Source organism: Mesorhizobium sp. M1027, assembly GCF_040318745.1.
In the GTDB taxonomy this organism is placed as follows: Bacteria; Pseudomonadota; Alphaproteobacteria; order Rhizobiales; family Rhizobiaceae; genus Mesorhizobium.
In genome coordinates, this window is record NZ_JAMYMW010000005.1 from 85,650 (window position 1) to 111,979 (window position 26,330).

Annotated in this window: 21 protein-coding genes and 4 pseudogenes; 10 read left to right on the forward strand and 15 right to left on the reverse strand. The window is 57.1% G+C overall.

Annotated features, from left to right (window positions below):
• Nucleotides 1-71: 71 nt before the first annotated feature.
• Nucleotides 72-1,019: an aminotransferase class IV gene (locus tag NKH50_RS11355; protein ID WP_352878707.1), complete on the reverse strand. Its 948-nt coding sequence runs from the start codon at nt 1,017-1,019 to the stop codon at nt 72-74.
• A 359-nt stretch (nt 1,020-1,378) separates the two neighbouring features.
• Between NKH50_RS11355 and NKH50_RS11360 the strand changes: the two are divergent.
• Nucleotides 1,379-2,564 (forward strand): annotated as a pseudogene (locus NKH50_RS11360) (IS3 family transposase).
• Nucleotides 2,565-3,972: 1,408 nt separating this feature from the next.
• Here the strand turns inward: NKH50_RS11360 and NKH50_RS11365 are convergent.
• Complete coding sequence (locus NKH50_RS11365; RefSeq protein ID WP_352879138.1) at nt 3,973-4,155, reverse strand: hypothetical protein; 183 nt, start codon at nt 4,153-4,155, stop codon at nt 3,973-3,975.
• A 752-nt stretch (nt 4,156-4,907) separates the two neighbouring features.
• Between NKH50_RS11365 and NKH50_RS11370 the strand changes: the two genes are divergently transcribed.
• Complete coding sequence (locus NKH50_RS11370; RefSeq protein ID WP_352878710.1) at nt 4,908-5,165, forward strand: hypothetical protein; 258 nt, start codon at nt 4,908-4,910, stop codon at nt 5,163-5,165.
• A gap of 142 nt (nt 5,166-5,307) precedes the next feature.
• On the opposite strand, the gene NKH50_RS11375 is transcribed toward NKH50_RS11370, so the two are convergent.
• Entirely contained in the window at nt 5,308-6,663 is a 1,356-nt protein-coding gene (locus NKH50_RS11375; RefSeq protein WP_352879108.1) for an aminotransferase family protein, read from the reverse strand.
• 568 nt (nt 6,664-7,231) lie between these two features.
• On the opposite strand from NKH50_RS11375, the gene NKH50_RS11380 reads away from it, so the two are divergent.
• The 3 genes from NKH50_RS11380 (at nt 7,232) to NKH50_RS11395 (ending at nt 10,113) form a co-directional block, all read left to right on the forward strand.
• On the forward strand, nt 7,232-7,915 hold the full coding sequence (locus tag NKH50_RS11380) for a beta-eliminating lyase-related protein (RefSeq protein WP_352878713.1): 684 nt from the start codon (nt 7,232-7,234) through the stop codon (nt 7,913-7,915).
• A 1,200-nt stretch (nt 7,916-9,115) separates the two neighbouring features.
• Entirely contained in the window at nt 9,116-9,877 is a 762-nt protein-coding gene (locus NKH50_RS11390; protein WP_352878717.1) for a LuxR family transcriptional regulator, read from the forward strand.
• A gap of 59 nt (nt 9,878-9,936) precedes the next feature.
• Nucleotides 9,937-10,113, forward strand: coding sequence for a hypothetical protein (locus tag NKH50_RS11395; RefSeq protein ID WP_352878720.1), 177 nt, complete (start codon nt 9,937-9,939; stop codon nt 10,111-10,113).
• 51 nt (nt 10,114-10,164) lie between these two features.
• Here NKH50_RS11395 and NKH50_RS11400 read toward each other — a convergent pair whose 3' ends face one another.
• On the reverse strand, nt 10,165-11,421 hold the full coding sequence (locus NKH50_RS11400; protein WP_352879110.1) for an ATP-grasp domain-containing protein: 1,257 nt from the start codon (nt 11,419-11,421) through the stop codon (nt 10,165-10,167).
• Between the two features lie 398 nt (nt 11,422-11,819).
• Nucleotides 11,820-12,059 (reverse strand): annotated as a pseudogene (locus NKH50_RS11405) (transposase); the annotation flags it as partial.
• Between the two features lie 114 nt (nt 12,060-12,173).
• Here NKH50_RS11405 and NKH50_RS11410 point away from each other — a divergent pair.
• The gene (locus NKH50_RS11410; RefSeq protein ID WP_352878722.1) at nt 12,174-12,992 is read left to right on the forward strand and encodes a hypothetical protein; all 819 of its coding nucleotides are present in this window, start codon (nt 12,174-12,176) and stop codon (nt 12,990-12,992) included.
• 38 nt (nt 12,993-13,030) lie between these two features.
• Nucleotides 13,031-14,209: a M24 family metallopeptidase gene (locus NKH50_RS11415; protein WP_352878725.1), complete on the forward strand. Its 1,179-nt coding sequence runs from the start codon at nt 13,031-13,033 to the stop codon at nt 14,207-14,209.
• A 43-nt stretch (nt 14,210-14,252) separates the two neighbouring features.
• Here NKH50_RS11415 and NKH50_RS11420 read toward each other — a convergent pair.
• Nucleotides 14,253-14,430: pseudogene (locus NKH50_RS11420) on the reverse strand (transposase); the annotation flags it as partial.
• An 18-nt stretch (nt 14,431-14,448) separates the two neighbouring features.
• On the opposite strand from NKH50_RS11420, the pseudogene NKH50_RS11425 reads away from it, so the two are divergent.
• Nucleotides 14,449-14,612, forward strand: a pseudogene (locus tag NKH50_RS11425) (transposase domain-containing protein); the annotation flags it as partial.
• Nucleotides 14,613-14,777: 165 nt separating this feature from the next.
• Here NKH50_RS11425 and NKH50_RS11430 read toward each other — a convergent pair.
• The 3 genes from NKH50_RS11430 to NKH50_RS11440 are packed head-to-tail and all read right to left on the reverse strand — an operon-like array spanning nt 14,778 to nt 19,607.
• Nucleotides 14,778-17,477: a lyase family protein gene (locus tag NKH50_RS11430; RefSeq protein ID WP_352878728.1), complete on the reverse strand. Its 2,700-nt coding sequence runs from the start codon at nt 17,475-17,477 to the stop codon at nt 14,778-14,780.
• Complete coding sequence (locus NKH50_RS11435; protein WP_352878730.1) at nt 17,474-18,535, reverse strand: cysteine synthase family protein; 1,062 nt, start codon at nt 18,533-18,535, stop codon at nt 17,474-17,476. Before NKH50_RS11435 ends, NKH50_RS11430 begins: the two co-directional genes overlap by 4 nt.
• A gap of 10 nt (nt 18,536-18,545) precedes the next feature.
• Nucleotides 18,546-19,607 carry a GHMP family kinase ATP-binding protein gene (locus NKH50_RS11440; protein WP_352878733.1) on the reverse strand — a complete coding sequence of 354 codons (1,062 nt, stop codon included), beginning with the start codon at nt 19,605-19,607 and terminating at the stop codon, nt 18,546-18,548.
• A gap of 1,035 nt (nt 19,608-20,642) precedes the next feature.
• On the opposite strand from NKH50_RS11440, the gene NKH50_RS11445 reads away from it, so the two are divergent.
• A complete protein-coding gene (locus NKH50_RS11445; RefSeq protein WP_352878736.1) occupies nt 20,643-21,236 on the forward strand; it encodes a transposase in 594 nt (197 codons plus the stop codon).
• A gap of 98 nt (nt 21,237-21,334) precedes the next feature.
• The gene (locus NKH50_RS11450; protein ID WP_352878739.1) at nt 21,335-21,805 is read left to right on the forward strand and encodes an Lrp/AsnC family transcriptional regulator; all 471 of its coding nucleotides are present in this window, start codon (nt 21,335-21,337) and stop codon (nt 21,803-21,805) included.
• A 424-nt stretch (nt 21,806-22,229) separates the two neighbouring features.
• On the opposite strand, the gene NKH50_RS11455 is transcribed toward NKH50_RS11450, so the two are convergent.
• The 6 genes from NKH50_RS11455 to NKH50_RS11480 form a co-directional block, all read right to left on the reverse strand.
• Nucleotides 22,230-23,234 (reverse strand): 1-aminocyclopropane-1-carboxylate deaminase, encoded by a 1,005-nt coding sequence (locus NKH50_RS11455; protein ID WP_352878742.1) that lies wholly within the window; start codon nt 23,232-23,234, stop codon nt 22,230-22,232.
• Nucleotides 23,235-23,427: 193 nt separating this feature from the next.
• Nucleotides 23,428-23,751, reverse strand: a complete 324-nt coding sequence (locus NKH50_RS11460; RefSeq protein ID WP_352878744.1) for an exopolysaccharide production repressor protein — start codon at nt 23,749-23,751, stop codon at nt 23,428-23,430.
• Between the two features lie 29 nt (nt 23,752-23,780).
• Nucleotides 23,781-24,098 carry a ferredoxin III, nif-specific gene (gene fdxB, locus NKH50_RS11465; RefSeq protein ID WP_352878747.1) on the reverse strand — a complete coding sequence of 106 codons (318 nt, stop codon included), beginning with the start codon at nt 24,096-24,098 and terminating at the stop codon, nt 23,781-23,783.
• Nucleotides 24,095-24,298 (reverse strand): CCE_0567 family metalloprotein, encoded by a 204-nt coding sequence (locus NKH50_RS11470; protein ID WP_352516014.1) that lies wholly within the window; start codon nt 24,296-24,298, stop codon nt 24,095-24,097. The genes fdxB and NKH50_RS11470 overlap by 4 nt, the downstream gene beginning before the upstream one ends.
• A gap of 25 nt (nt 24,299-24,323) precedes the next feature.
• Nucleotides 24,324-24,794: a DUF269 domain-containing protein gene (locus NKH50_RS11475; RefSeq protein ID WP_352878749.1), complete on the reverse strand. Its 471-nt coding sequence runs from the start codon at nt 24,792-24,794 to the stop codon at nt 24,324-24,326.
• Between the two features lie 60 nt (nt 24,795-24,854).
• Nucleotides 24,855-26,162, reverse strand: a complete 1,308-nt coding sequence (locus NKH50_RS11480) for a TlpA disulfide reductase family protein (RefSeq protein ID WP_352878752.1) — start codon at nt 26,160-26,162, stop codon at nt 24,855-24,857.
• Nucleotides 26,163-26,330 lie beyond the last annotated feature (168 nt).

A 26,330-nucleotide genomic window follows, 5' to 3' on the forward strand; every position in this document is an offset into this window, starting at 1 on the left:
TTGCGTTACGACAGCTCATTGACATCGTCGCGAAGCCGCTTGCCAAGTGCGCCGCCATGGCTCATTTCCGTTCACGGATATTCCACAGCAGTCGACCATTGCGGGTCGGTGTGCTTTTGCCAGTAGAGGTCCATGAGCCGGCGGGTGACGGGTCCGACCTGCCCATTGGCGATCGCGGCGCCGTCGATGCACGTCACGGGCATAATACCGCCGGCAGTCGAGGTGATGAACACCTCGTCAGCCGCTTTGATCTCAGCACGACTGATATCAGCAGCCGTGGCAGAGAGCCCAGTCCCGGCGCACAGATCGAAGACAGTCCGGCGCGTGATGCCCGGCAACACTCCAAAAGCGGGCGTCCTCAAGAATCCGTCCCTTACAACGAACACATTGAAGCCGGGGCCCTCCGCAATGTGCCCGTTCGTATCTACGATCAGTGCCGTCTCCGCCCCCATATCGTAGGCGTCAAAAAGGCCCTTCACGAGATCGAGCCAATGATAGTTCTTGATTGCGGGATCGACCGATTCAGGCGGGATGCGGACAGTCTCGCTGATCGCCACGTGCAAGCCTCTTTCCAGCTGTTCCTTGTTGGCAACCGAGCCAAAAGGAACAGCAAATGCGATGAAGCGGTTCTCCGCTTGGCGGGGGTCGCGGCTGAATGTCGGCGACGAACCGCGCGTGCAGATCATCTCCACGTACGCCGACTTATGGCCCGACAGCGCTACACAATTGTTGAGGATTGACGCTATCTTTTCGCGGTCGTGGGGCAACTTCATCCGAAGACGTTCAACGCCGCCCCAAAAACGGTCTAGGTGCAAGTCCAACCGGAAGAACCTGCCATTCCAGACGTGCACCGTGTCGTAGGTTGCGTCGGAGTGCAGAAAACCCCAATCGAGCACCGAGATCTTGGCCTCAGACATGGGCAGGTATTGCCCATCGATGAAAGCGACTCCGTGTGGATACCGACGTCGATCAACATGATGCTCATCGACAATTGGGATAGCAGTTAAGAGTTGAGCCATTCTTCGTTCCCTGCTTCGGAGCGGTTGCTCCGTTCGCGCCCGGCGAGCCGGTCTGTTCCGCGACCATTCCTGTCGCAGCATCGGCTGCGCCCTTTAGATCGCACAGTTCTCCAGGCGAAAAAGCTCAATCTGATGGTGGACGCGCAATGGCGGTTTCAAAAGGCGGCCCGGACTGACGCCCTCAGCGCAACTCACCCAAACGCTACACCGTAACCCGCGGCTCGAATTTGACGCGATAGCGCGCCCGTGCGGCGCGCTGCGCATTTTGACTACGGCGAGCGCTTACCTTCCAGGTGACCTGCCACGGGTAATTTCCTCCATCTGAGATTAGAGTCCGGCCTCGATTGAAGGACGGACTGATGAAGAGAAAGCGGTTTACGGAAGAGCAGATCATCGCGGTTCTGCGTGAGCACGAGGCGGGGGCAAAGGCGGGCGATCTGGCGCGCAAGCATGGGATCTCCGAGGCGACGCTGTATAACTGGAAGGCGAAGTATGGCGGGATGGACGTCTCCGATGCCAAACGGCTGAAAGCCTTGGAAGACGAGAACGCGAAGCTGAAGAAGCTGCTCGCCGACCAGATGCTCGAAGCGTCGGCACTGCGCGAGCTTCTTTCAAAAAAATGGTAGGGGCCCGCCGCCAAGCGCGAAGCCGTCGCGCATCTGCAGGCCACGATGGGCTTGTCGGAGCGGCGGGCCTGTTCCTTTGTGGGCGCTGATCGCAAGATGATCCGGTATCGTTCTTGTCGCCCACCTGAGACGGAACTGCGCGGCCGGCTACGCGACCTTGCCAACGAGCGCCGGCGCTTCGGCTATCGGCGGCTGTTCATTCTGCTCAGGCGCGAGGGCGAGGCATCGGGTATCAACCGCATCTACCGGCTGTACCGTGAAGAAGGACTGGCCGTGCGCAAGCGACGGGCGCGACGACGAGCCGTCGGCACGCGGGCGCCGATCCTGGTCCAGGCGAAGCCGAATGCCCGCTGGTCGCTGGATTTCGTCCATGACCAGTTCGCCTGCGGCCGGCGCTTCCGCGTGCTCAACATCGTCGACGACGTGACGCGCGAATGTTTGGCGGCGATCCCGGACACCTCGATCTCCGGTCGCCGGGTGGCGCGTGAACTGACGGAACTGATCGCCCACCGCGGCAAGCCCGGCATGATCGTCTCCGACCACGGCACCGAGTTCACCTCGAACGCGATCCTCGCCTGGTCGAAGGATCATCAGGTGGAATGGCACTTCATCGCCCCGGGCAAGCCGATGCAGAACGGCTTCTGCGAAAGCTTCAACGGGCGGATGCGGACGAGTTGCTGAACGAAACCCTGTTCCTCGGCCTCGACCATGCCCGAACAACCATCGCCGAATGGGCAGACGACTACAACCGATCGCGCCCACATTCGGCGCTCGGATACATCACGCCTGCGGCCTGTGCCGCCAATCTCACCGCAACGGACGATCGGCTGCGCAACCCCGACCAGTCCGCCGATCACCCGTTGCTCAACCCGCGCCATACGGCGTAAAACCCGCCGAGGCTCTAACTGCAGCCGGATGAAAATTCAGTGGCAGGTCAACGGCACATAGCATACTCTAGCAAACATCGCCGTTTCCGGCTGTCTCAATAGTCGGAGTGGTGCCGCGGATCCTGCTTATTTCCAAATCACACCTCTGCATGCGATAATCGTTTCAGCAGGCGGTCCCTTTTGCACTAACCTCTACCTCAGGCATCAAAGTCTCAGCGAAGAGTTTCGTAGTTGCCAATTTGGGTGATGGATGCCCGCAAAATTCTGAGCTATCCCTCTGACAGCGTGTCACCGGTATGGTGGGTGCTTCGCTCAATCTTGCACCGACGATATGCCATTTGAAGGTGTCGATGCTCGTGACCGAATATCAACGGCATCCATTGGTTATCTCAGCCTGGATACTCAGCTGCATACCGCACACGTCCTATCACGCATGATTCCTTATTGAGCAATCTCCACCTCCTCCCGAGTTGGGGTTCAACGGAGCACCGTCTATAACATCGCAGGGCTCGCGCTCACTTGGAATTCTTAACCTGGAACGAGGACAGCAGCCCCGTACCTCCCCCCAAGCGGATTTGCGGGGATTTGATGAATCCCACTACCTTCGACTTCCCGGTCATCTCGCAAGCGGTCGCGGGAGCTTGGCCGGATCAAATGGTCCCTGGTGATCCGGCCCTCGAGCCGGCCTGCATTGCAGACTGCCCGGCGCCTGATCGAGCGAGGTGCCATCGCAATCAGCTCGAACTGGGGCTTCTTCATCCGGCATCAGGCCGCGGTGGTGGCGTAGGTGTCCCTGTGGTGATGTCGAGCCTGCTCCTGGTGTCGACGTTGCTTCGCCAGCTGCCGCGCGGCCAAGCTCGCCGCGCTGACCTTCGACTCGACGCATTGCGGCGAAGGTATGGTCGGGTTCAATGATCCGGCTAATCTGGCGAGGATCGTGATCGGCGGGGTCGAAGGCGGCAAGTTCTGACACAACGAAATGAGGCGTCCGCCACCGGAGACTGATATCGCCGACATCGAGTCAGATGTCGCCGTGTGCATCGACCGACTCTGCGCGGTGCATCCCGAAATCGCGGCCATCCTATTCGAGTGCACCGGTTTCCCCTTGGTTGCGCCAGCGATCCGAAGGATGAGGGGGCTGCCCATCTACGCCGTTACGACCATCTGCCGGATGACCTTGGCGTCCATCAACTGAGAATGTTTCCATGTTTTGGCTATCCGACTGGATGGAGTGTGTCACCTGCCGGTGAGGCAATGAACTGACGGGAACGAAAAACAAAGGAAGGCTGTACGAGGAACGACGAAATAGGGTTAGCACTGCAGCGGTCCGGCTCACCTATCTCTTCTGAAGGCGCGCCAGCGCCATCCTGTCTGATTGAGATGTCAGGCCGGCCGCTCACTTTCCACCATAATCGCTCTAACGATGGGGAATGATCATGTTCACGATCTCGCGCCGCAGCCTACTGAAAGTGCCGTCTCGGCTGTCGCTGTCGGCACTGCCGGTTCTTCGAGCAGCAGAGCGCCGATCAACCAGACGATGGCAAGTGGATTTGGAAAGATGCCGAGACCCTCGGCGTTCCGGATGATCTTGCCATTGATCAGCTCGGTCGCTAGGTCGGCCACTCCGGGTCAGCTTGCGCAGGAATTCGGTCCAGATCGGCTCGGCGGCCAACGTGCCGATCCATAGCCAACTCGCGCCGGCCATCCATATTGATATGGACGCCGAGGGAGACGATGTAGCTGGGTAGCAGATGCAGATGCAATTTCGCCAACCACGTTGCGCCGCTCAGATTGTCGTGCTGCTTCAACCTTCATCGACGCTGCCCGCATTCGGCTCCGCTCGCCGTGATGCCGGCGGCGCCGACATCTCTTAAGATGCTTGACCGGGCTTGCGCCCCGGGATCAGCGGCCTGAGCGGGCTGCGCTTAAGCGGCCAGGCGATCGCGATCTGACCGGCACTGTATCCCATGACGGCCTGCTGATCGCCATCAAAGGCTGGGTGACCCGTCGGGGAGTAATCAGGGCGAATGGCCTAACCTGACTATCTCGGTCGAGCAGATCGAAGCGGTGCTCAGGGTGCCGCTCCCAGCGGTGCAGAATCTCTAAAACCTCGCGACCGCGCCAAGAGCATCTGCTAGACTATAACGAAGCGCACGGGATCGGCTTGATCCCCTGGTTCACTGTTGCGGCCGGAATCTTCGGCCGGTCTGGTCGACTAGCTGGCCAAAAACCAAGTGGCGCGACGTCGCATGCCAGGTATATCGCGCAGCGAGAAAGTTGAAGTGGTCGCGGCCGCCCGGAAGGCGAAGCCCGATTGCCGTCCGTCACCGCCTTCAGCAGGCCGATGGCCTGTCCGCGACCGGAATGCCTGCCGGATGCCGCAAGCGAGAACTGCGATTGCGTGCCAGCCTCTGGCGCAGCCTCAGGCGGCGACCACCGGCAAGCTGCAGGCCGGTATTCGTGAGCCATCAGCGGACGAGATCAGCATGCGATCGGCGGTCAGCTCGGGGCAGTCCGGTCCCACAGAGACCGGCAAATCGGTCCACTATGCCGACATTGCCGGCATTGAGTCGGTGTCTGAGCCCGATGCGTTTACGATCATCTGCGCCCGCTGGAAATCGTGTGAGGCATAAAGCATCGCCATGACCGTCAGCGCGTACTTCCCCACAACGTGGCAACTACCCGGATATTTGTCCTAGCCGAATTACATTGCAGATGCTCAGGCCTCATCGGATCACTTCCGGCTCAAGCTGTTTAGCTCAAGCAGACCACCTCTCAGGACCGGCTACCCCGCCTCCAGCTTTGAAATGCATGTCGGACACCCTCTAGCATAAGCTCCAATCGCTGGCCAATCTGGTCACAGTCGGCTCGGGTAACGGTCAGTGGCGGTGCGACGATGAACCAGTCTCCATATTTTCCTCCGGAGGTACGCCTCGAGTAGATTATGAGGCCTTGCTTCAGCGCCTCGGTTCGAGCGACTTCGGTCACGTTGAAATCGTACGGAAATTGAGCTTTCGATTCCTTGTCTGCTACCAATTCAACCGCGTATAGCAGCCCAATTCCGCGCACATCGCCTACGATGGGTGAGGCGTTCATGAGCTGCCGCAATGTTTGCCCAAGATGCTGGCCAGTTTGCGAGGCGTTAGTGATCAAATCGCGATCTTCATATTCGTCTAAGACCGCGAGCGCGGCGGCACACGAGATAGGGTTTGCGCCGTACGTATGTGAAAAGTTAAAACCGGTGAGCTTTGCCAATTCATCAACGGGTTCTGCAGGGAGAAGCACCGCACCCAAAGGACTGTAGCCTGCGGCAATTCCCTTTGCCACGACAATGACATCTGGAATGCAGCCGCTCAAATGGTGTGATGCGAGAAACTTACCGGTTCGGCCGGCGCCGCACAGAATCTCATCGAATACAAGAAACACGCCGTATCGGTCGCACAACTCACGGATGCGCCGAAAATAAACAGAAGGGGGCACGAGGCATCCGGTTGCCACACCGCCCACTGGTTCAACCACGTACGCGAGGACGTTTTCTGGGCCTAGATTTACGATAGCATACTCAAGTGCCGCTACGCTTTGCTCAGCGATTTCTTCAGGCGACAAGTCCGGTTCTCCTCGATAGGTCATTGGAGCCGGCACTTTCGCGCCCCTAACTGCGAAACCAGATAGAAAAGGTTCTAAGGATTCATCGCCCGAAATCGCGAGCGTGCCGATGGAAGCGCCATGATACGAAGGCATGTTGGAGATCAAAATGCGCTTGCTCGACAAGCCTTTTGCAACCGCGTATTGCCGCAGGAACTTCAGCGCAAGATCCATAGCCTCGCTTCCGCCTGACGCGAGACCGACCCGTTCGAATGGCGCCCCCGCTAGACTGCAAAGCCGCCCTGTTAGCGCGGCGTTGCCGGCGTGACGCGCAACGCGCGGATAAGCATAATCAAGCGTCATTGCCTGCTGATACATCGCATGCGCTACACGCTCATTAGCATGTCCGATATTGCTGGCGATAGGACCCGACGATCCATCGATGTAGGCTTTCCCATGCTCATCGAACATCCAGATCCCTTCCGCTCTGATCATAAGCGGAACGGGCGCAGATCCATCTCGGCTAAAAAACGCGTCCTGAAACATTCCAGGGTTTACTGCAAAATTCGTGACCAACTAACATCCCTCCGGTGGCACTAAGGTTCAGAACAGTAAGTTCAAGGGATTTTCCTTATCAGCCAAATCTATTCTAGCTAACCTGAGAAATGGTGTTGGCGGCCACAAAACTACCGCTGAAGACTATGACACCTGAGGTGGAGGTTCGTGCCAAAAGAGGCCACCCGCTGAAACGGTTATCGCGTTCGGAGGTGTGGTTTGAAATAAGGAGGATCCGCGGCACCACTCCGACTATCGGGACAGGTCCGGAGATGGCCAATTTTTGCTAAAAAGTATGCGATAATAAAGATCGGCATAGGCGGGGGTTTCTTAAGACGTCGCTCCTTCGCGGGACGACGGTCGACGACGCGCCGGGCTGCGAGCCACTGTTGAAAATCGTGTGCCTCAATTGCTCGTCAAGACTGCGGGCCGAGCTGTGTTGTGACAGAACGGCAGCAAATCTGGGCTAAATTTAGTTTACCTCCGAGCATTGATGTGGCCGGAAGGGCGTTCGGTGAAGACCACCTTGAAGGTACGCAGCGCGCCGGATGGCTCGTAGTTGGAGGTAGCGGCGCACAACAATCGGCTCTCATTTACAGAACTGGCAGAAATTGTCGGTTCTTCGGCTGCCTCATGCATGCGTCGAGTGAACAAGTTGCGTCTGGATGGCGTAATTGTTGCGGATATCTCGCTCGTGGATCCAAAGGCTCTTGGCAAATCACTTACCGTTGTCGTGACCGTAGAGCTTGACCGTGAACGTCTGGATCTTCGACGTTGCGGGCCACGGCACTTCGTCGAGCGGGTGCGACGTTATCGGAAGCTTCTAGGAGGCGACTTCCGCCAAGCTGGCTTCATGGCCAGCGCGGGTATCGTGGCGCTTCAAACTATGGTGGACCGGCTGATCGAACACCGACGCGCGCAGCTGCTGGCGGAGAAGATTCGGAACGTTCCCGGCATTCGCCTGGAGCCTCGGGTCATAGACACTGACATGGTGTTCTTCCGGCTCGAACGGGACGGCCTGTCAACCCTGAGATTTCTGGCTAAGCTGTCGGAGCGGGGAGTGCGCATCGGCACTCTCTGCGAAGGCGTCGTTCGCGCCGTTGTCCATTCTCTCGTCAGTGACAACGATATCGACGCGGCGGCAAACGCCATTCGATCGATCCTGCAGGCGGAGCCACCAAGACCAGGTGCAATACGATCTTTGGTGTATGCGAGGCATTGCGACTGCCAGAGCTCCCGCTAGTGCCGGAGCGCTTCGCTGGGACTCTCAAAAGCTGCGAATATTTCAACTCCCACTATTTTGTGCCGCCGGCTTCAGCAGCTGACGCCCTTTTGGCGTAAACTTCGCACCCCCATGCCTCCTTTTTGCTTTGTTTCTCGACAATTGGTCGAACTCGGCTGCTGGATTCTCGCCGGCGATGTGGCTGCCCTCCAGGCGCTACTTCGTGATTTGAAGATCGTCGACGCGACCGTTCGTCGGGTCAGTAGCGGCCGCTGCGCGACGCTAGGACTAGACCGACTTGGCGGTGCAACGTTCTTTAATTCAGTGCGTGAAGGCGTCACCCGAAAACGGAACTGGCCGCGGCAATCAATTAGGAAGTTAAGAAGGCCCGTGGCCAACTTCATCGTCTATGTCGCTGCGATTCGGCGAGCCTTCGAACCTGCCGCATGGCGCCCCCGCGACCTATCCGATGAAAAACAATGAACAGCCATCATAGAGTTGGACGTGCAAAGCACGAACATGATGCGGGCTGGCGGAGCGGAGTGCTCTGCCACCTGCTATTGCCCTATTGCGTGACGGCAGCCGGGCTTTACGGCTTTATAACCGTGATCGACGAGGCGGCCACAGTAGGAGAGGCAGCCGCTGGATCCGCACGTCACGGATCATCGGCCTCGGCCATCACGTGCCCGGTGCGAAACGCGCCCAACGGCGAGATCGAGGCCAAGCTCGGCCTACCACCCGGCTGGGGCGGGAGACATGGCCTTGGAGATTGCTGGCATCGTCCGCACCACCGTCGGTTTGTTGCTGCTTGCGACTTCGACGTTGGATCATCTTCTGCCGCCGAGCGCCCCGCCGATCGCCCATCACGCGGGCAGATGTCGATATGATCTACTAGAAGTCACTGTCGAGACATTTCAGCATTTAAACATTAATGTCAAAGTTACATCTCCCGAAACGCAATATACACTTACACTTAACTCAACTTAACAATACGTGTGCGTTGATGGTGATAAAGTTTCGGGCTGCCGGCCTCGGTGATGCCGGCGAATGACGGCGCCCAGAGCCTAGCAACCGACAGCTTTGTGCACCTGTGCACCATTGACAACATCCAGCGCAAATAGCTGCGGAGCTGAGACTATGGAACGCCTGCCGATAACTGCGGTCACTCAACTTCGAGGGCTGGCAACCAGAGTGTCCGACCAGTTTGCCTTGGTCCCCTAGGTGCACCTCCCGAAGGCAGCCAGAGAGGCGTTTACGGTCGAGTTCGGCCGATTTCTCGATCAGACTGATGGTGCTGCGCAATCTGAGCAGTTGTTCGAGCTGTTATCTGCTTTTGCCTTGAATTTTGATTGCCCGTGGACCGCCTATGGCCTTCTTGCATCCGACCAGAAATTTTTTGAGCCGGTCCGACGCTATCCGGCAGTCATGCTGAATTATCCTGATGCATGGCAGGAGCGCTATATCGAAATGGGCTATGATAAGATAGACCCAATCATCAAGACGAGTCGAAAGCGGGCAGGCGCCTTTCGATGGAGCGAAGTCTACAATGACACAAGCACGACTGAGGACGAACGGCGCGTGTTCGACGAGGCTGCGACGTTCGGCATAAGGTCAGGCATTAGCATTCCATTGCATGGCCCTGATGGCAGCTTTGCCATCATGAGCTTTGCTCAATCCTGGGACCGCGAATTCCAAACTAGAACAATGACCTACTTGCAACTTGCCGCGTTTCATTTCCATGTGAGGGTCGCGAACTTCGCGAGTTTGAGTGGCAGCGAGGAACCTCCCCACCTTTCCTCCAGAGAAAAAGAGTGTATTCTGTGGACGGCGAGAGGGAAATCGTCATGGGAGATAGGAAAGATATTAGGAATATCAGTGAATACTGTCAATTTTCATTTGAAAAAAGCAAAGCAAAAATTGGATACATCTAGCAGAGCGCTCGCAGCTATAAAGGCAATAAAATTCGGAATTATCGAGTTATAGGCGTCCTTTGTTCTCATCTTCTGGAACATTGCGTCAAGCCGGCATGAAAGTCGCCCAAGATGCGGTTACGCCAGCGCAGCCACAAGATCTATAGCCTGCACCGTCAGGCGCCAGATGCGGCGGCGCTGGGCCAATCGAACCGTGATCGACCCATCAGGACCGAGCGCTGGGTGGGCGGCAACTACGTCGCCGGCCAGCCGGGCGACGCCGTAAACGCAATCCTCACCGCCGGCTGAAATCTCTCTATCACGCTCTAGGGTTCTTATGGCGTTCTGCTGCCCGAAAAATTATCGGGGTACAGATTGTCCCTCGTTGCCAAGGATCGGAAATGGTGTGATCGACCAACTAATTGAGTCGACGGCACGCTGAAGTATCGCCTCAGTACCGTCAGCAGTGGCTGACGCAGCAATGACATGTCCGATCTTGTCTAAATAATTGCCCTCCCTGACAATCGATGTTTTGGGTTGGATATACAATTTGATCTCAGCGACGCCTGATATAGCAGCCGCCTGACTGTCGCCATCTATCCAGTCGAGAATGCCATCGCGATCAGGGACTAGGATCCGAGCGGCCGCAGCCTGCGAATGCCTTCTGCGCAAGTCCCATTCCTCGCCGATGACCAGCTTTATGTGCTCGGTGACGAGATCAACACCGCAAGCCAACTGAGCCAGTTCAGGATCGGGCGTGCCAGCAAGGCGCGGATTGACTTCAATTACGACTGGGCCAAGCTTCGTCCACCGGAATTCAATGTTCGTTGGGCCCCAGCCAAGGCCGAGAGCTCGCAAACAGCTCAGCGAAAGATCGGCGATACGTTTATGCTCGGCATCAGTCAGCAGGGCCGGATAGATCAACTGACGACAGACAAAGTGCGGCGGCGGGCCGTATACAGCAGCGCCAATCGCAATGACCTCATCTCCCATTATCTGAGCGACATAGAGGGGGCCTTGGGCGAACTCTTCGACCAGTATCCTCGGCGAAGACCGCCATACGTGCTTCCCGCCCAATAGATAGGACGTTTGTTCGGCTAACTCATCGACATTGCGGCACAATCGGACACCGCTGCCGCCGCTGCCTGCGGCCGGTTTAAGAACCACCGGCAGGCCGATCTCCGCGGCAGAGCTTTCTACGACTGTCGCATTGTCCGCTACGCGATAAGCAGGTATTGGAACTCCGGCCTCCGCGAGAAGCTGACGTTGAGCGAACTTGTCGCTGCATCGTTCAATCGTTGCAGGGTTCGGTCCGGGTAGATGGAAGTACCGGCAGAGCTTGCCAGCCGTCGCATAGGCTGACTCGTCGGCGCGCGAAAAGCCAGTAATGCCGGCAATGTCATAGGTGGCACGTAGCCGGGAACATTCGCGGATCAGCGCATCAAGATTGTCTGTATCGATACGGATTGCCTCACAGCTTTCCGCCGCAAGATAGTCGTACTGAGCTGGATCAGCCGAGAGGGTAATTGGAAAAAGCTCAAGATGCCGGGCCGCTTGAACGTATCGCAGACCCATACGCCTATGGCCTTCAACCAGAATGAGCGCTCTTCTTGCCATTGCCATTTACCCTCCGTTGCGTGCTGTGCGGAGATCCCGAGCGTACGACTTTTCCAGCTGTGCCTGACCTCAGACCTCGCGGTGAAGGTACCATCGTCAGCGATTTGGGGTCGTGAAGATATTTTAAATTTGTGTTACTGCCGGGCTAAGGCCACTGGATCTCTTCGATTGCCATCGTTTTCAACGAGCAGTGGTTGGTCGTGTCCCGCCACGTAGATGATCTTATGGGCGTGACATCTTCGGCATTGCTAGCCCGTCCTATTAATGAGCAGCGTGGTTCGAGTGGTGCCGATGGTCGGGCTATTGTCGGCTGTTGGTCACCGCGGTTTTGGCTGGACTTGTTGAAAGCGCTTGAGGTTGGCTGAAGAGGTTTTACCACCGCGCGCTTGCGCTGGCGATCAAGGGGCGGCTGACTGCAGGATGCCGGCGAGATAGGACGAATGCAGCCTCGGGACAGGTGGCCGCGAAGACCAAGAGGATGCGCAAGGGCTTTCGTTGAGACGCGCTGAGCTTGAGGAGGCGGAGCCTGTAAGTTGCGAATTCGGCCTTGCGCCGATGATATGTCGGAGGGACGGCATCGCGCAGCGTGCGCATGAGCCGATAGCGGCGGTTTGCAGGACGAGACGGACCTGGTTGGCTTAGATGATGGATCGTGGCTGTAAGACGTTACGTTAACTACCAAATTCGGTAGTATCGGTCCGAGTTCGACTGCTTTAGAAACCGGGCTGCTTTAACCGTCAGGATGCAGCGGCATGCAGGATATGGTGACGAGGTCGGACGTTTCGAAGTTCATCTGTACAGCGCACGTACTGGCGCGCAAGTCCGGTCTCCACATCACGATGGGAGACGATTTTGAGAAGTATATCGGGATCACAAGCAAACTTCCCGGAAAATCGCCGACCTATCCACACTTCCGTCCGGACTGCTCTGATCTTCTACCTGGAAAGGCTTTTTGGATCATCGGGCGCGACCGGGACGACAGGGTAGCGCATGTCCAAGCAATGCGGCTGTACGATCTCTCCAATACCAGCCTTGAAGAGCACCTCAGGACGCTCAGAGCCTGCTTCGCGAACCCTGATCTCAAAGCAGGGCCTGGCTCTTCGTGTCGCTGCTACGCACCGTCCGCCCGAGGCATTGCCGGGCTGGTGGCATATCGCGGAGACCTCTGGCTGCGGGAGGATTTTCGGGGGCGCGGGCTCGTGTCCTTCCTGGGTCGGATCGCATTTGGGCTGGCCTGGGCTAAATGGTCGCCGGATTTTATTTACGCGCTGGTTGCTGGCTGGAACATCGAGAAAGGCATAGCAGATCGCCACGGCTATCTGCGCAAAGAGCCACATGGGGCAGTCCTGCGCTTGCCCGCCCAGGGAATATACGACGACGACTGGCTCGTTTGGTTGACCCGAGAAGACGTGCAGAAGATGCTTTTGAGTGCTTCGAATGCCGCGGTCGCGCGACAAGAAAAAATTGACGGTGACGGCGATCTACTCTCCTGTAAGAGACAGTTGCGCAGTGCAGTCGAGAAACAGCTCCGCACGGAACCGTCTTGCTCACCCGACAATGAGAGCCTTTAGCAGAGACGTTACACTTTGGAAATACGACAGGCGAGCAGATGCGGATACTGAATTTTTCTGAAGCTGAATATGAATCGCGTCTGCGCCGCATAAAAGACCGAATGCTGGAAGAAGGTCTCGACGCTCTTGTTGTTACAGAGCCAGCGAACATATACTATTTGAGTGGGTACGATGCTTGGTCTTTTTATACTGTCCAGGCGCTAGTAATATTCCAGGAAATCAAGTTGCCGTTTTGGATTGGGAGAATGGTTGATGCTCCGTCAGCGCTCGTCACAACCTATCTGCCTGAGGAGCGCATCATCCCCTATCCTGATATCTATGTTCATACGGCAGAACGGCATGCCTCTCAATTCATCGCCGAGATCATCCTTCGGGAGTTGCCGCGCGTGAAGGTGATCGGCGTCGAAATGGGTGCTTATTATTATACAGCTCGGGACCACGCCGAGTTTGTGAAGGCAATGCCCAATGTTCACTTCAAGGATGCGGAACTTCTTGTGAACTGGGTGCGTTTCGTCAAGAGCGAGCAAGAGATTGCTTACATGCGAGAGGCCGGCGAAATTACCGAGCGCATGATGGCGCGTGCCGTTGAGGCCGCGGCACCCGGTGTCAGAGAATGCGACGTGGCCGCAGCTATCTATCATGCGCAGATGTCAGGCACGGAATCGTTCGGTGGGCTTCCGGCTACGAGCCCACCGCATATGGGTTTCGGTGTCCGCGCTTGTGAAGCTCACCCGATCTTTGGTGATCGTCCTATTGATCCCAATTCCGTTGCCAATATCGAAATTTCCGGCTGCCGTCTGCGCTACCACGCGCCGATGAGCCGCACGATCTATTTTGGTAAACCGCCGCAAAGCTATAGAGACTTGGCGTCTCATTTGATCGAGGGCATTGACGCATCGCTTGATGTAGTGCGGCCGGGCGTAGCATGTGAAGACATTGAGCTGGCGTGGCGGAAAACGATGACGAGTCATGGGATTGAGAAGGAGAATCGCCTAGGCTACTCAATCGGAGTTGCCTATACACCAACGTGGGGTGAGCGCACCGCGAGCATTCGTCACGGGGATCGTACGTTGCTGGAGCGCGGAGTGGCGTTCCACTTAATGGCAGGACTGTGGCTCAAAGACACGGGCATCACGATTACGCAGTCTTTTGTCGTATCCGAAGGTGGGTACGAAGCCCTTACCAAAACCCCGCGTGAGCTAATCGTCAATAATTAAAACAATGCGACGGTCAGGAATTCTGTGCGCGAGGCCGATTTCGTCATTGGCTGACGAACCTCTCGCCGAAGAAGACGGCGAACTGGGTCTTGGCCTCGAACCATTCGCGCGGCGGTCGTTCCATTCCTCGGCCGCTTGATTCAGCACCAGATATAGGAGCTTTTGACCGCATCGTCACTGGGGAAGTGTCCACGGGTGCGAACGGCGCGGAGCAGCTTAGTCTTGTTGTTTGTAGGCCCGATCGCTGCGCTAATCGGGCCGCCTTCATCGCGACGCGGATCACGATCGCCAAGCTCAACGACGTCGATCCGCAGGCCTGGCTTGCTCCAATCTCCTCTCCCGCGTCACCAACATTCGGATTACCCAGATCGAGGACTTGCTTCCGTGGATTGGAACCATGTGACGATCGCAGCAGCTAAGGCTGATCCGGGCCTTTCATATTAGGCTCACAGGCGAAACAAGATCGTTGACGCCGTCCGAGGGTCGCAACTCCCCGCTCTATGCAAATATCTGGCCGAGATGCTCGCCGAGAACGATGACTTTCTACGTCATTCGTATATTCAATCCTTCAAGGAGCTCGATGCCTATCAATGAGTTCTGTCACCCTCTGTTTGCGGTACATCTCAGCCTGCGCCCAACGTTCCCGTATGTCCGCGCATTTCAACTGCATGTCCCGAAATAGCGTTGATGCTACAGAGACCTGGTCGTCGGTTGATCTTTTTGCGGGTCCTCCTCCGAACTGCAGAGCATCCCTGCATTCTTCAGGACTCGCCGGCAAATCATCAGCGAGTTGGCTGGCCAGACCGCTTCGGCGCTCCGCGACGCTGTTATCCTGGGACAGGCGCCTGGCGATCTCACCAATTAGTGTGTGGGCCTTCCTGAAAGGAACACCTCGCAACGCCATCCGTTCGGCGGCGACGGCCGTCATAGACGAGCCGTCTTCCAGATTTTTACGCATCGGCTTCACGTTGAAAGACATGAATTGCACAATGAGCGATGTGAGGGTTATGGCCCGCTTCAAGGCATCTTCCGCAAGGCCCAAAGGAGAGCAGCCGTAGTTGCTCGCTTCGATTGAGTTGCTGAAAGGCGATTTGCTGGTAGCCGTTGCCGCAGAAACATATGCGCCAATCACGGTGCTTGCCGATCCCTTGATGTGTTCAAGCAGAAACGGGTTCTTCTTTTGGGGGAGCATGGAAGAGCCGCCCGCAAGGTTGTGAGGAATGTCTAAGAGGGCGAACTCCCGCGTGGTCCAAACCTGCAGGTCCTGGGCCACACGACTGAGCAAGATTGAAACGCTAGCGAAAACTGAAAGCCCTTGCAGGTGATGATCGCGGCTCGCGACCGCATCAAGTGAGTTGAAGAACGGCAGTTCGAATCCCAGAAGACTTGCTGTTTTCAAGGGGTCTATCTGCAAACTGGTGCCTCCGCCCGCACCGGCTCCCATAGGGCAATTCCTGATGTCTTCCAACAGGCGATGGAGGCGCTGGCGCTCGCGCCCCAGAGCGAAGAAAACACTGAGCAGGTAGTGCCCTGGCGACCCGGGGAGCGCGATTTGGTACTGACTGTACAACGGAGCTACAAGTCTCGATGCCTCTTCCGCTCGCTGAAGCAGGGCATCTTGGAGAATCCCTATTTCCTGCGAGGTGGAACACGCGGCCTCCCGAAGAACCAAGAGAGATATGGTCGCGTTCAAGTCATTGCGGGACCTCGCTAGGTGTAGCCAGCCGGCATTTTCCGGGCCAACTCTGGCGGCAAGTTCGGCCTCATAAGCTAAATAGAGGCCACGCGGGGCATGGCGGCCCTCCAAAGACTGAAAGCCCTCGTCCTGGAGGTCCAAGATATGCTTGAGGAGATCGGCAGCGGCTGCTTGGCTGACCAGGTCCTGATCCGACAGCATCACCAGATGTGCTTCGTCTATGGCCGCTTGGTATTGCAGAAGGCGACCATCACGCGTGAGTTCGATAGGCGGAGCGAGCAACTTCATCGCTTCGGGATGCAGAGTCCACCTGGCATCGGTTGACCCGCCGTGCTGCTTGCTGCCCGATTCACCCACAGCCCTCTCAATGTCGATCACAAGGGAGGCGATCATCCTTTCAGCTGCCGCGGCAGCTGCATTGAGATCGTCAGCGACGCCTACGGCGTAAGCTACTCGGTCTCTGAAGTCGCCATTTATTTGAACTTCGTCTCCCTCAGACTTCAGCAGACCCGCTTCAGGCACTGTCGGCTCTGGTTTTCGAGAGAAGCCCAGGCGTTTGAGCTTGCCGGATTTATGAGCGAGTTGGAAACGGATGGCTCCCGCCCTTGCGCTCGCGCGTGGAGGCGTGAACCCTTCTCCCGCGTAAAGTCCAATCACCATGTCAAGGATTGACGTGCCCAAGGCATGCGAGAGCATGACTGGAATCATTCCTCCAGCCAGCCTGGGGTTGACCTCGATGATGACGGGGCCCGACTCCGTTATCACGAACTCCACATGAGCCGGTCCGAACTTCAGGCCCAGAGCCGATACCGCTCGCGCAGCGAAAGAAGCCAGTTCCTTGAGGGATGGCTCCGGTAGCGGGGCCGGGAAGTCGTGCCCTACCTCGACGAAGCAAGGAGCCGGCCCTTTGTGCTTGGCAAGAATTCCAAGGCAATGCAGCGCCCCATCGTACGCAATTATCTCAGCAGAGTATTCTTTGCCCGGTACATATTGCTGGATGAGGACGTCGGGACTGGGCAGATCCACTTGTTCCAATAGTATGTCATTTGCACTCTCAAATGCCTTAATGGCGGCTGCAGCACTATCGCATAACCTCACGCCACTACTACCGCTTCCGGAGACCGGCTTCACGACCACTGGCAGAGTAGCTTGGGCAAGAATGTTCTCCACGTCTTTGACCGAAGTGGCCAGCCGAGTTTCAGGGATATTGATTGATTGTCGCTGCAACTCGGCCGCTTGCTTCCATTTGTTCCGGCAGGTAGCTATAGCCTCCGGATTCGCTGCTGGTAGCCCGATCGTAGTCGCAGCACGTGACGCTGCTTCCACAAAATAATCCGACGACGAGTATATTCCTGCCAGCCTTCTTAATTTGACGGCGACCCCAATGAGTTCGTCCGGACTACGCGTTTCAGCTTCGATCACTTGAGCGACGGAGTCCCTGTGAAACGGATAGCGCCCAGGATTGCGCGTGACGAGATAGGGCTCAAAGCCCAGGACTCGGGCGCGCTTCATCAATAGTTCGCCAGTGCCCGTCGTGTTGCTTTCCACGAAAAGGAAGCTACCTCGGTTCATCGTGAAGCATTCTCCAGTGCGTGCAGGACAGCCTCCCGGCTTCTCCGATTCCAATGATATCGGTTCCATGGTGGGAGAGCCGTCGAGGGATGATTTTGGCTTGCTGGCGCGTCCAGGAGTACACCTTCATTTAGACATTCGTTCTGCTCGAGCCAGTTATGGTCGTAAACAGCTTCGACGTAACGGTGGCCTTCGTCAGGACATATGACGACTACGGTCTCTTCTGGATACTGCCGAGCGCGCCAGCGCCCCACGATGTAGCTCGCTCCGGAAGTCGGTCCGGCGAAAACGGCGTGCCGCTCGTGAAGAGTACGCGTTGCAGCAAATGCAAGCGGAGCCGAGATGAAATGCACCTCGTCATACAGTTCGTGCTTCACGTTTTTGGGGACAAGACTGTTCCCCAGCCCCCGAAGTTTCCGCTCGCCGTCCAGTTGGCCAAAAATGACGCTATTGAAGGTGTCCACGCCGACCAGGCGCGCGCCAGGGCCTTTTTGGCGGAGGCGCTCTATCGTTCCGCAAGTAGAGCCGCCCGACCCCACAGAACCGACCAACGTTGCGTTGGCGCCCAACATCCCCGATATTTGATCGGCGAAGAGCTTATAGGCTGCGGGGTTGTCTGGCGTTTCGTATTGCCGGGGCCAGAAACAGGAGTGGCCCAACTGTCTCATTCTGGCGTGTAATGCGTCGAGGCGGCTTCTTTGATAGCCACCCTGCTTCGCCTTTTCAGTTATTATGAAGACTTCGGCTCCCAAGGAGCTCAGCCTGTTTTCCAGGCCTTTGTCCATCACTGGGTCTGTGAAGATTTCGAGCTGGAATCCACGTTCACGGCAAACTACGGCCAAACCCAGCGCGAAGGTTCCGCTCGAGGTCTCGAGAACTTTCATGCCCTGCGTCAAGGCCCCTCGGGCCAGCGCTTGGTCAATGATGTACTTCGCAGGCAGAAGTTTCATGAACGCGAACTGCGCCAGATAGAGGTTTGTCTCACACCTAATAATGCTGGGGAGAGCATAGGCATCAGAATAGCTGAAAAATGGCAGACGTTTGCGAACAGCGTCCATATTGCTTACCTCACCGGCAGCCAGCCATGTTCAGATATATTTTTGGCGAGTTGTCGAACGGCGATACATGCGCGAGCACGGACCTAAGCTTCCGTGGAAAGTCAGCCGCCCTTCGATCAAGCAGGATTCCAATCATTGTGCCGCTGTGCGCCACTATGACCCCGAGAGCGTCAGTGGCCTTAGATACTTTCAGCATCGAGTTCAGATGCTCCTTTGGAGCCCGTTCCTGATGCAGGAGCGCGCTGGCCGTAGCTATTCTGCCTATCGTGGCCGTGTCACCCTGCGGAATTGCTATCCGTGCGCGGTCGAGTAATCCTTGATATTCTGCTCGGCGACTGGCGGAGACTTCACCTCGCCGTTGATCATAGTCGACGGTTTCGACGGTCCCTCCTTCATCGATACCAACGATTGCAAGCGGCGGCATTTGCCCAAGGAAGGAGAGAAGGCTACATGCTCGCTGCTGATATGCGACCACTCCTGGATACATCACCCCGTCGGAGGGCTCGATCTCCGCCATTAGCTTCTCGATCAATGATGTCCGGACTCTACGGTTGAAGCAGCCGGCGATTGACCGTGCAGTCGCAACAAGGTCGGCAGACGAACTTGCGAGCCCTTTGCCTTCGGGGAGCTCAGATTGCAAAAGGAGGATTCCTCCAGAGGCGCCGAGCGCAATCACGAGATTCTCAGCCAGTCGTTTTGCTTTGACTTTATGAGACGGAAAAACGGTTACAGATCGTGTGCCTGCAATCGGCATGAAGTGAGCTCGCGCAAAGAGCGCGATGGGCATCGTGATCAAGAAGTGAGGGTCCCGGGGAGCGGAGCCGACCGGTAACTGGCCTTGCAGTAATTCGCCGAACGTGCCGCAACAGAGAGCCTCGCCGTCGTCAAAATGAACCCTTGGCTGCTGCCCATCATCCGCGATAATTTCTGCCGCATCTGTGTCACCGAACGACTGGTGATATAGGTGGGGCCTCCAAACTTCATCGGCAGCCGCTTCTACAAGTTCTCTAATTGTGCTACTCGCCCTGCCTCCTACAGGGTCAATGGAACTGATGGAATGTTGGGTCGGCATGTCACTTTCCTTCGGTACGGTGATATGTGATTTGCTGCGAGGATATGAGACCTGGACCATCAGAGCACGGGTCGTGTTTCAGTTGAGCACTTATAAGTAACTGGGTGCCGGCTGCCTAAACCCAGAGTTTGTGTGAACGTACCATTTGCCACGATTTTAGGTTGCAAAGATTCTGTGAAATTACTTGTAGTATCTGCTGCACCCCTGGCACCGAATGGAACGTCTCAGCGAATTTCGGTAGGCGAACGTTCAAGGGACACGGTTTTGAGCATTCAGTGATCCTGCTTTGCGTACGCTGGTATCTGGCCGTCCGGCGCGATCGTTGGACCCCACGTACATCGCTGATCACCCGCGACAGATGCCGGGCATCGACGTCATGCGCGCCCAGATCACGGCGTCGCCCGCGACTGTCTCGATGCAAGCCTCCGCCGCTTGTTCCGCGCCGGCTCTCGACGCAAAGCCGGTGGCCGAGGCCACACCTTAAAGCAACGCGAGCCGTGCCTGCCGATCAGACCTCGGGCCAGTCACAGACCTGCCAGGGCGCGACCCTGTGTCTGCGCGCCACCTCGGCAACCGGCGCGCAGGGGGGGAAAACCTCCGCGAGATCCGCGCGTTCGTCGAACGCGTGAGCCCTTCCAAACGCGTGAGCCCTTCCAATCGAGGCTTCTTCGCATGTTCAAATTGCCGGACCATGCGAGCGACAGACAGGGCTACGAATCCAGGTTAACGGCGAGGCTCTCCGAGGATTGGGCAAGGTAGTCAGTGCTCCCGGCGCGGCCTCCTCCATATATGAAGATCTAGGCCTACCTCACGCTCCGGCCGTGGACCTCAAGCGGCTGGCAGCCGCATATTTGGTCCAATTCCTTCGGCTGGTATTTCCGCCGCTCCGGATTGAGCTGTCGGTGGCAAGACGAGCAGTCTGAGGGTCACGCCAAATCATTATGGGAAGGCGGATCGCGTCTCATCTCAAAGCGGTTCGCCCAAGCGGACTTCTCCAATGGCCCCGCCTCCAATTCACTAAGAATGTGCTGGCGCATGCCGAGAACGGCGGAGTGCGGCGTGTCGCCCCCCCTCCATCGCCAGAGCCTTGTCGAAGCCGGCAGAGGCTGCGAACCTGGAGTGGCGCGCCGTTGCCGATCAGATTCGGCCCACGATGCGGAAGCTCGCCGCTATCCTAGACCATGCCGAACTCGACGTGCTGGTCTACCTGACCGTGCCGAAGGCCCAGCACCCTGCGAGCTTAACAGCACCAATCAAATGGAGCCGCTCACCGGTGAGATCAAGCGGCACACCGACTTTGTCGGAATCTTTCCGAACGATGATGCCATCATCCGCCTCGTCGGAGCCATCGTGCTTGAGCAGACCGATGAATGGCAGTCCAGCGCGCGCCATACGGCAATGAAAAGTGTCTGGCTTGCACAGCAGCTTTTTAACTGGAGGCACAAAGAGAAGGCGGAGATACAATCGTCATCGAACTCTGGGGTTCGCGCCAAAACGTGTCGGCTGCTGAAATGCGGATCAAACAAAGCGGGCGGTTTGAAATGTCGTCAGCTTATGAGGCGCACTTCGGACCCCTCTAGGCTGAATCTGGAAGGGGGGTGCACATTTGATCAAACTGCCGGGTTATGAATGCCTTGTTTGTTTCATTTTTGCAGCTGAATTGTGATAAACGTTGCAGAGATCTATGGAATTGTGAAGATAGCTAAGTAAATATTAAATCTCCAAGTATGGCCGGGCATCAGACGGTGGACGACCTAGACAAAAGGATCCTAACGGCGCTACAGAGGAACAATCGGCACTCCTTTGCCGATCTCGCGGAACTCGTCGGTTCTTCAGCCGCCTCATGCATGCGTCGAGTGAACAAGTTGCGTGCGGAGGGCGTGATTGTTGCGGATATCTCACTGGTGGATCCGAAGGCTCTTGGCAAATCACTTACCGTTGTTGTGACAGTTGAACTTGACCGTGAACGTCTGGACCTTGTCGACGACTTCAAGCGCGCGATGCGCGCGGCGAAGGAGGTAACTCAGTGCTACATGGTGACGGGTGACGCCGATTTCGTCCTGGTTGTAGCGGTAGAGGACGTCGAGGCCTTTGACGTCTTCGTCAAGACAAAGCTCTATACCAACCCCAACGTGCGAAAATTTCGGAGTATGATCAGCCTTGATCGTGTCAAGTTCGAGCCCCGGGTCACGGTATAGCTTTCGGCGGATTGCGTTGAAGCCATCGATCCAGCCACCTTTGAAGCGCCCTTGGACCTTCAGCTTCCGATTGAATTTCTTTCGCGTGTGGACCATGCGGTCTGTCGGACCATGCGTTCTGGGGCCCGTGCCCGCCGACGTATAAATGAAGCATATTCGAATGAAATGTCGTGCCGACGTGCAACGTCGCTCACCGGCGCACCGGGGGCTATGCTCTCCTGCTGATCCGAAGTTCACAGCGGGCGCCCCCTTAGCCTCTCCGACGTTTGGGCCGCCATGCGTGCCAATGCTGGACCGGCTGTTCGTCAGCGCCTCCTTTCGAATGAAGGTATTCGGTCTCGTCAGTCCGAGAGTATCGGTATTCGGCCCCCTTTCACGCGGTTCCCTAACATAGCAGGACGGCGAAATCGTAATCTGTCAAGCGTCAGCCGTTGCGAAAGGTGTAGCCGTAACCGTTGATCGCCGGTGCGCCGCCGAGATGCGCGTAGAGGACCCTTGATCCCTCTGGAAAGAAGCCTTTCTGGACAAGGTCGATCATCCCTTGCATCGATTTGCCCTCGTAGACGGGATCCGTAATCATACCCTCGAGCCGTGCGCACAGACGGATGGCATCCTTGGTTTCCCCGGACGGAATGCCATAACGCGGGTAGGCGTACTCCTCGAGCAACACCACATCATCCTCGACGAGTTCCGTCCCGAGATGGACGAGCATCGCTGTATGTTGGGCAATGCTTAGCACCTGCGCCTTGGTTTTGGCGGGGGTGGTGGAGGCATCGATACCGATTACGTTCCGCTGTCGACCGTCCTTGGCAAATCCAACGAGCATACCGGCATGCGTCGAGCCCGTGACCGTGCAAACGACGATGTAGTCGAAGGCAAACCCAAGCTGTTTCTCCTGGGCGCGCACCTCCTCCGCGAACCCTACATAGCCGAGGCCGCCATTCTGGTGAACAGACGCCCCGGCCGGTATTGCGTAGGGCCTGCCGCCCCTTGACTTGACCTCATCGAGCGCTTGTTCCCAACTGCGGCGGATGCCGATGTCAAAGCCCTCGTCGACCAGGCGCACCTCCGCTCCCATGATGCGGCTCAAGAGAATGTTGCCGACCACGGCATCCTGATGCGCTACCCAGCTCTCCTGAACCAGGAGACATTTCATGCCGATCTTGGCGGCGACCGCGGCGACCATCCGGGTGTGGTTGGACTGCACGCCGCCGACGGTGACAAGCGTATCGGCATTTGACGCGATCGCGTCGGGGATGATGTATTCGAGCTTGCGCAGCTTGTTCCCGCCAAACGCGAGACCGGAGTTGCAGTCCTCGCGTTTGGCGTAGATTTCCACCTTGCCCCCCAGATGCTTGGCGAGGCGGTCGAGCTTCTCCATGGGCGTGGGTCCGAATGTGAGCGGATAGCGTTCGAACTTTTCCAGCATTTTCTCTCCGGCAACACGCGATGGAGCTGAATTAGCCATTCACGATTCTTTCTAGAGGCGTCTTTGATTTGTCATCGACCGGATTGCGGTCACTATCGACTTCTCAAGCACAGTATTCCTTCTAATATCTGCTCGATGTTTATGGTTGGTCCAAAATTTGCGCCAGCTTGAGCTCTGACCTTGTCATGGCACCTCAAGGCAGCAGCAGCGATATGGCCAACATTTGGTCGCGCTGGAGTAAATCTGCGGATTCATTCGTCACCTCATCAAGGTTTTGTGGCTCGGATCCAACTTCCTTGCAACTGTCGAAATGCTCAGCCCTTTGGCCAGCTCGGCTAACGCAGCCAGACCGCCAGATCAGAAAGAGCACGCTTGCGAAATAGGCCAACTGAAGGAGCAACGAGCAAGCCAGCGTCGTGACGACTACTGTGCGGATGGAATGAGAAGCGAAGTAGACAATCAGAGCGTTGCTGCACAGCACCAGCCCCAGGACGCGACAAAAGATTTTTAAGGGCAACGCCGTTCTCCTGGTTTTGTCTCCTCAGATCATGCTGCGACCTGGTCGGCCGCAATATGGGTCTGGCAGTTCTTCGGGCAGACGCGGGCGCAGGCTCCGCAGCCAATGCAGCGGCCGGCATGATCGACGACCATGATCATGCGATTGAGCTCGCCATCGAAATCGTCATCCTCGTCGTCGCAGGCGCCGAGGATTTCACCCGCGTCATCGACGCCGTAAAGATGCATGACCTCGCGCGAGCAGACCTTGAAACAGCGGCCGCAGCCGATGCAGGTCGTGCCGTCTATAGCGGTGAGATATTCCGGCACCCATCCGGAGCCGTCGCGGGTGGTGAATGTGCTCGTCATCGTAACTTCTTCATTGCAGCGAGCGCTCTCTTGGCACCATCCAACTCGGCAAAAACGGCCGACGTTTCCTCGGCAACATCCTCTAACTCCGTCCATTTTCCCGGCAGATTCTCTGCAAGGTCGCGCAATTTCATCTTGGCAATTGCCGCGCGCAGCTGAAGCTTTCGGACTTTCTTCCCCATCTCATCTAGCTTTGACATAAATCCTTCCTCGAAATCTGTTTCTTCACGCCCGTGTCACGTCGGGATAGGCTTCAATGGCTGCAGTCGCATCGTCGACCAGTTCCGTACCGGCCTCCGCGAGCTTCCTGAACGTCTCGAAGCCGAACCGGTGGATGTCTCGACAGAGCGACCAACCGCCCGGCCGTGAAAAGCAATCGTGCGAAGCCCTCACGGGTTTCATCTCCATCATTGGCGATGTCACCGGGCCGGAGCGCTCCTCGATCGCAAGCCCCACGGCGGTGTAAAACATGTCGAGCCTCCACAGCACGTCCGGATCGGGATCTCCGATGACGGGGATCGCACGGCGCTGTTTTCTGGTGACAATGAAGTCGCCCAGCAGCGTGGCGTCCGATTTGCCTTCCGGCGAGCCGTAGGACTCCTGAGCACGGATCAGCCGCACGAGGCATTTGACGAACGGGGTGGCAAGGGCCGCCTCGTCCACGTTGACAGCAGGGCTGACCGGGGCTTCAGGCATTTCATATTCTCCTCATTTCAGTCCGCTTCCTCGATGGACGATTTCCTTTTTCGGAGACGCCTACTTCGGGCAGACTTGCGCAGCCGACGCCCGGCTCGGGGCGGCCGATTCCACCCAATTGACGTTCCTGTGGCCGACCTTGGACGCTCGACTGCAAGGTCTTCCACCACGGCCAGAATTCGCGTCGAACATCACTTCCGCCGCGATGCGGCCGCAGGTCATCGCAAGATACGAACCTCGACCTCCGGGAAGCTTGTTTTGCGGAGCCGCACAGAGAGCGCCGTAACAAACCTTCCCGCCTCTGTAGTTGGCCAGGGCCTGCAGCAAATCCGGTAGAAGGTGCTCTTTCAGTTCGTCCGGGATAGGCTCCGGACCGTCCAGCGACTTCAATGTCAATTCGACCAACTCGATCGCGCGATCGTTGTTGCCGTTATCGTGATGGTACCGGGCGACAGCCGGATAAGACCGGTACTTAGGGCTGTCGCCTTGCGGGGGATTCAGTGCCAGAATGTGTTCGGACAGTTCCTTGCCCATCGCGAAGCGCTCGGCAGCGGGAAGGCGCGAATGGTCATTAGCCGGGTGGAAAAGTTGGTCTAGCGCCGAAACCCTCCAGTCCTCGGAGTTTTTGTCGATCGCGTCGCGAACCAATTGACGCATCACGGGCAAGCCGGTCCACATGTCTTGAATTTTGTGAAGCAACAGATGCGCATGAGCCAGGCGGAAATTGGGGTTGTCCGGCAACAAGGCGATGCCGTCTTCGATCGCCGAGCGCGCGGTCTTCCAATCCTCTGTCTTCACCGCCGCCCAAAATTTGTCATTGATCGGCTTCTTCAACGCTTGTTCGCGCGCTATGGGTTCATTTCTGGCGATCCGCTCCGTATCGGCGGATTTCGCTTGATCGCTGGTGCGCCAGCTGCCGTTAAGCACTTTCGGCAAAACCTCATCGAGTCGCATCGGATGATCGATAAAGGCGATGTGGCCGTCTCGGTCGACCACGAACGAGGTCGGAATCCCGACAGAAAAGCTGGGTTCCCTCCAAAGCTTCTTCATTTCGCCTGTGTAGTCGAACGCGATCCGATAATTCAGATTCGAGCACTTTTCGGTCAACCACGTGTCCAACTTGGTTCGGGCCTCGACGGCCGTTGGAGCGTCTTCATCAGCCGCGATGCCGACGACCTCAAGTCCGCTGTCCTTGTATTTCTCCTGCAGCTGCGTCAGATGGGGCATCGCCGACACACATGGTCCGCACCAAGTTGCCCAAAACTCGACGATGTACACTTTGCCGGGCTGGAAGTTCGTGAGGGGCTCGCCACGCAGCCAATTCTGCACTTTGGTCGAAGGAGCCGGTGACTCCATCTGCAATACCATGTTGCTCTCCAAGGCTATTGCCAAAGGTTGCGCGACTTTATGCGCGAGCTTGTTTCCCGCTTAGAGAGGGGCACAAGGGTAGCAGAAAGGAGAGCGGCTCTCGTCTCGCGCATTTGCATGCAGTCAGCCTTCCCTCAGTGTTGCCAAATCGCAATCAGCAAAGGTCAA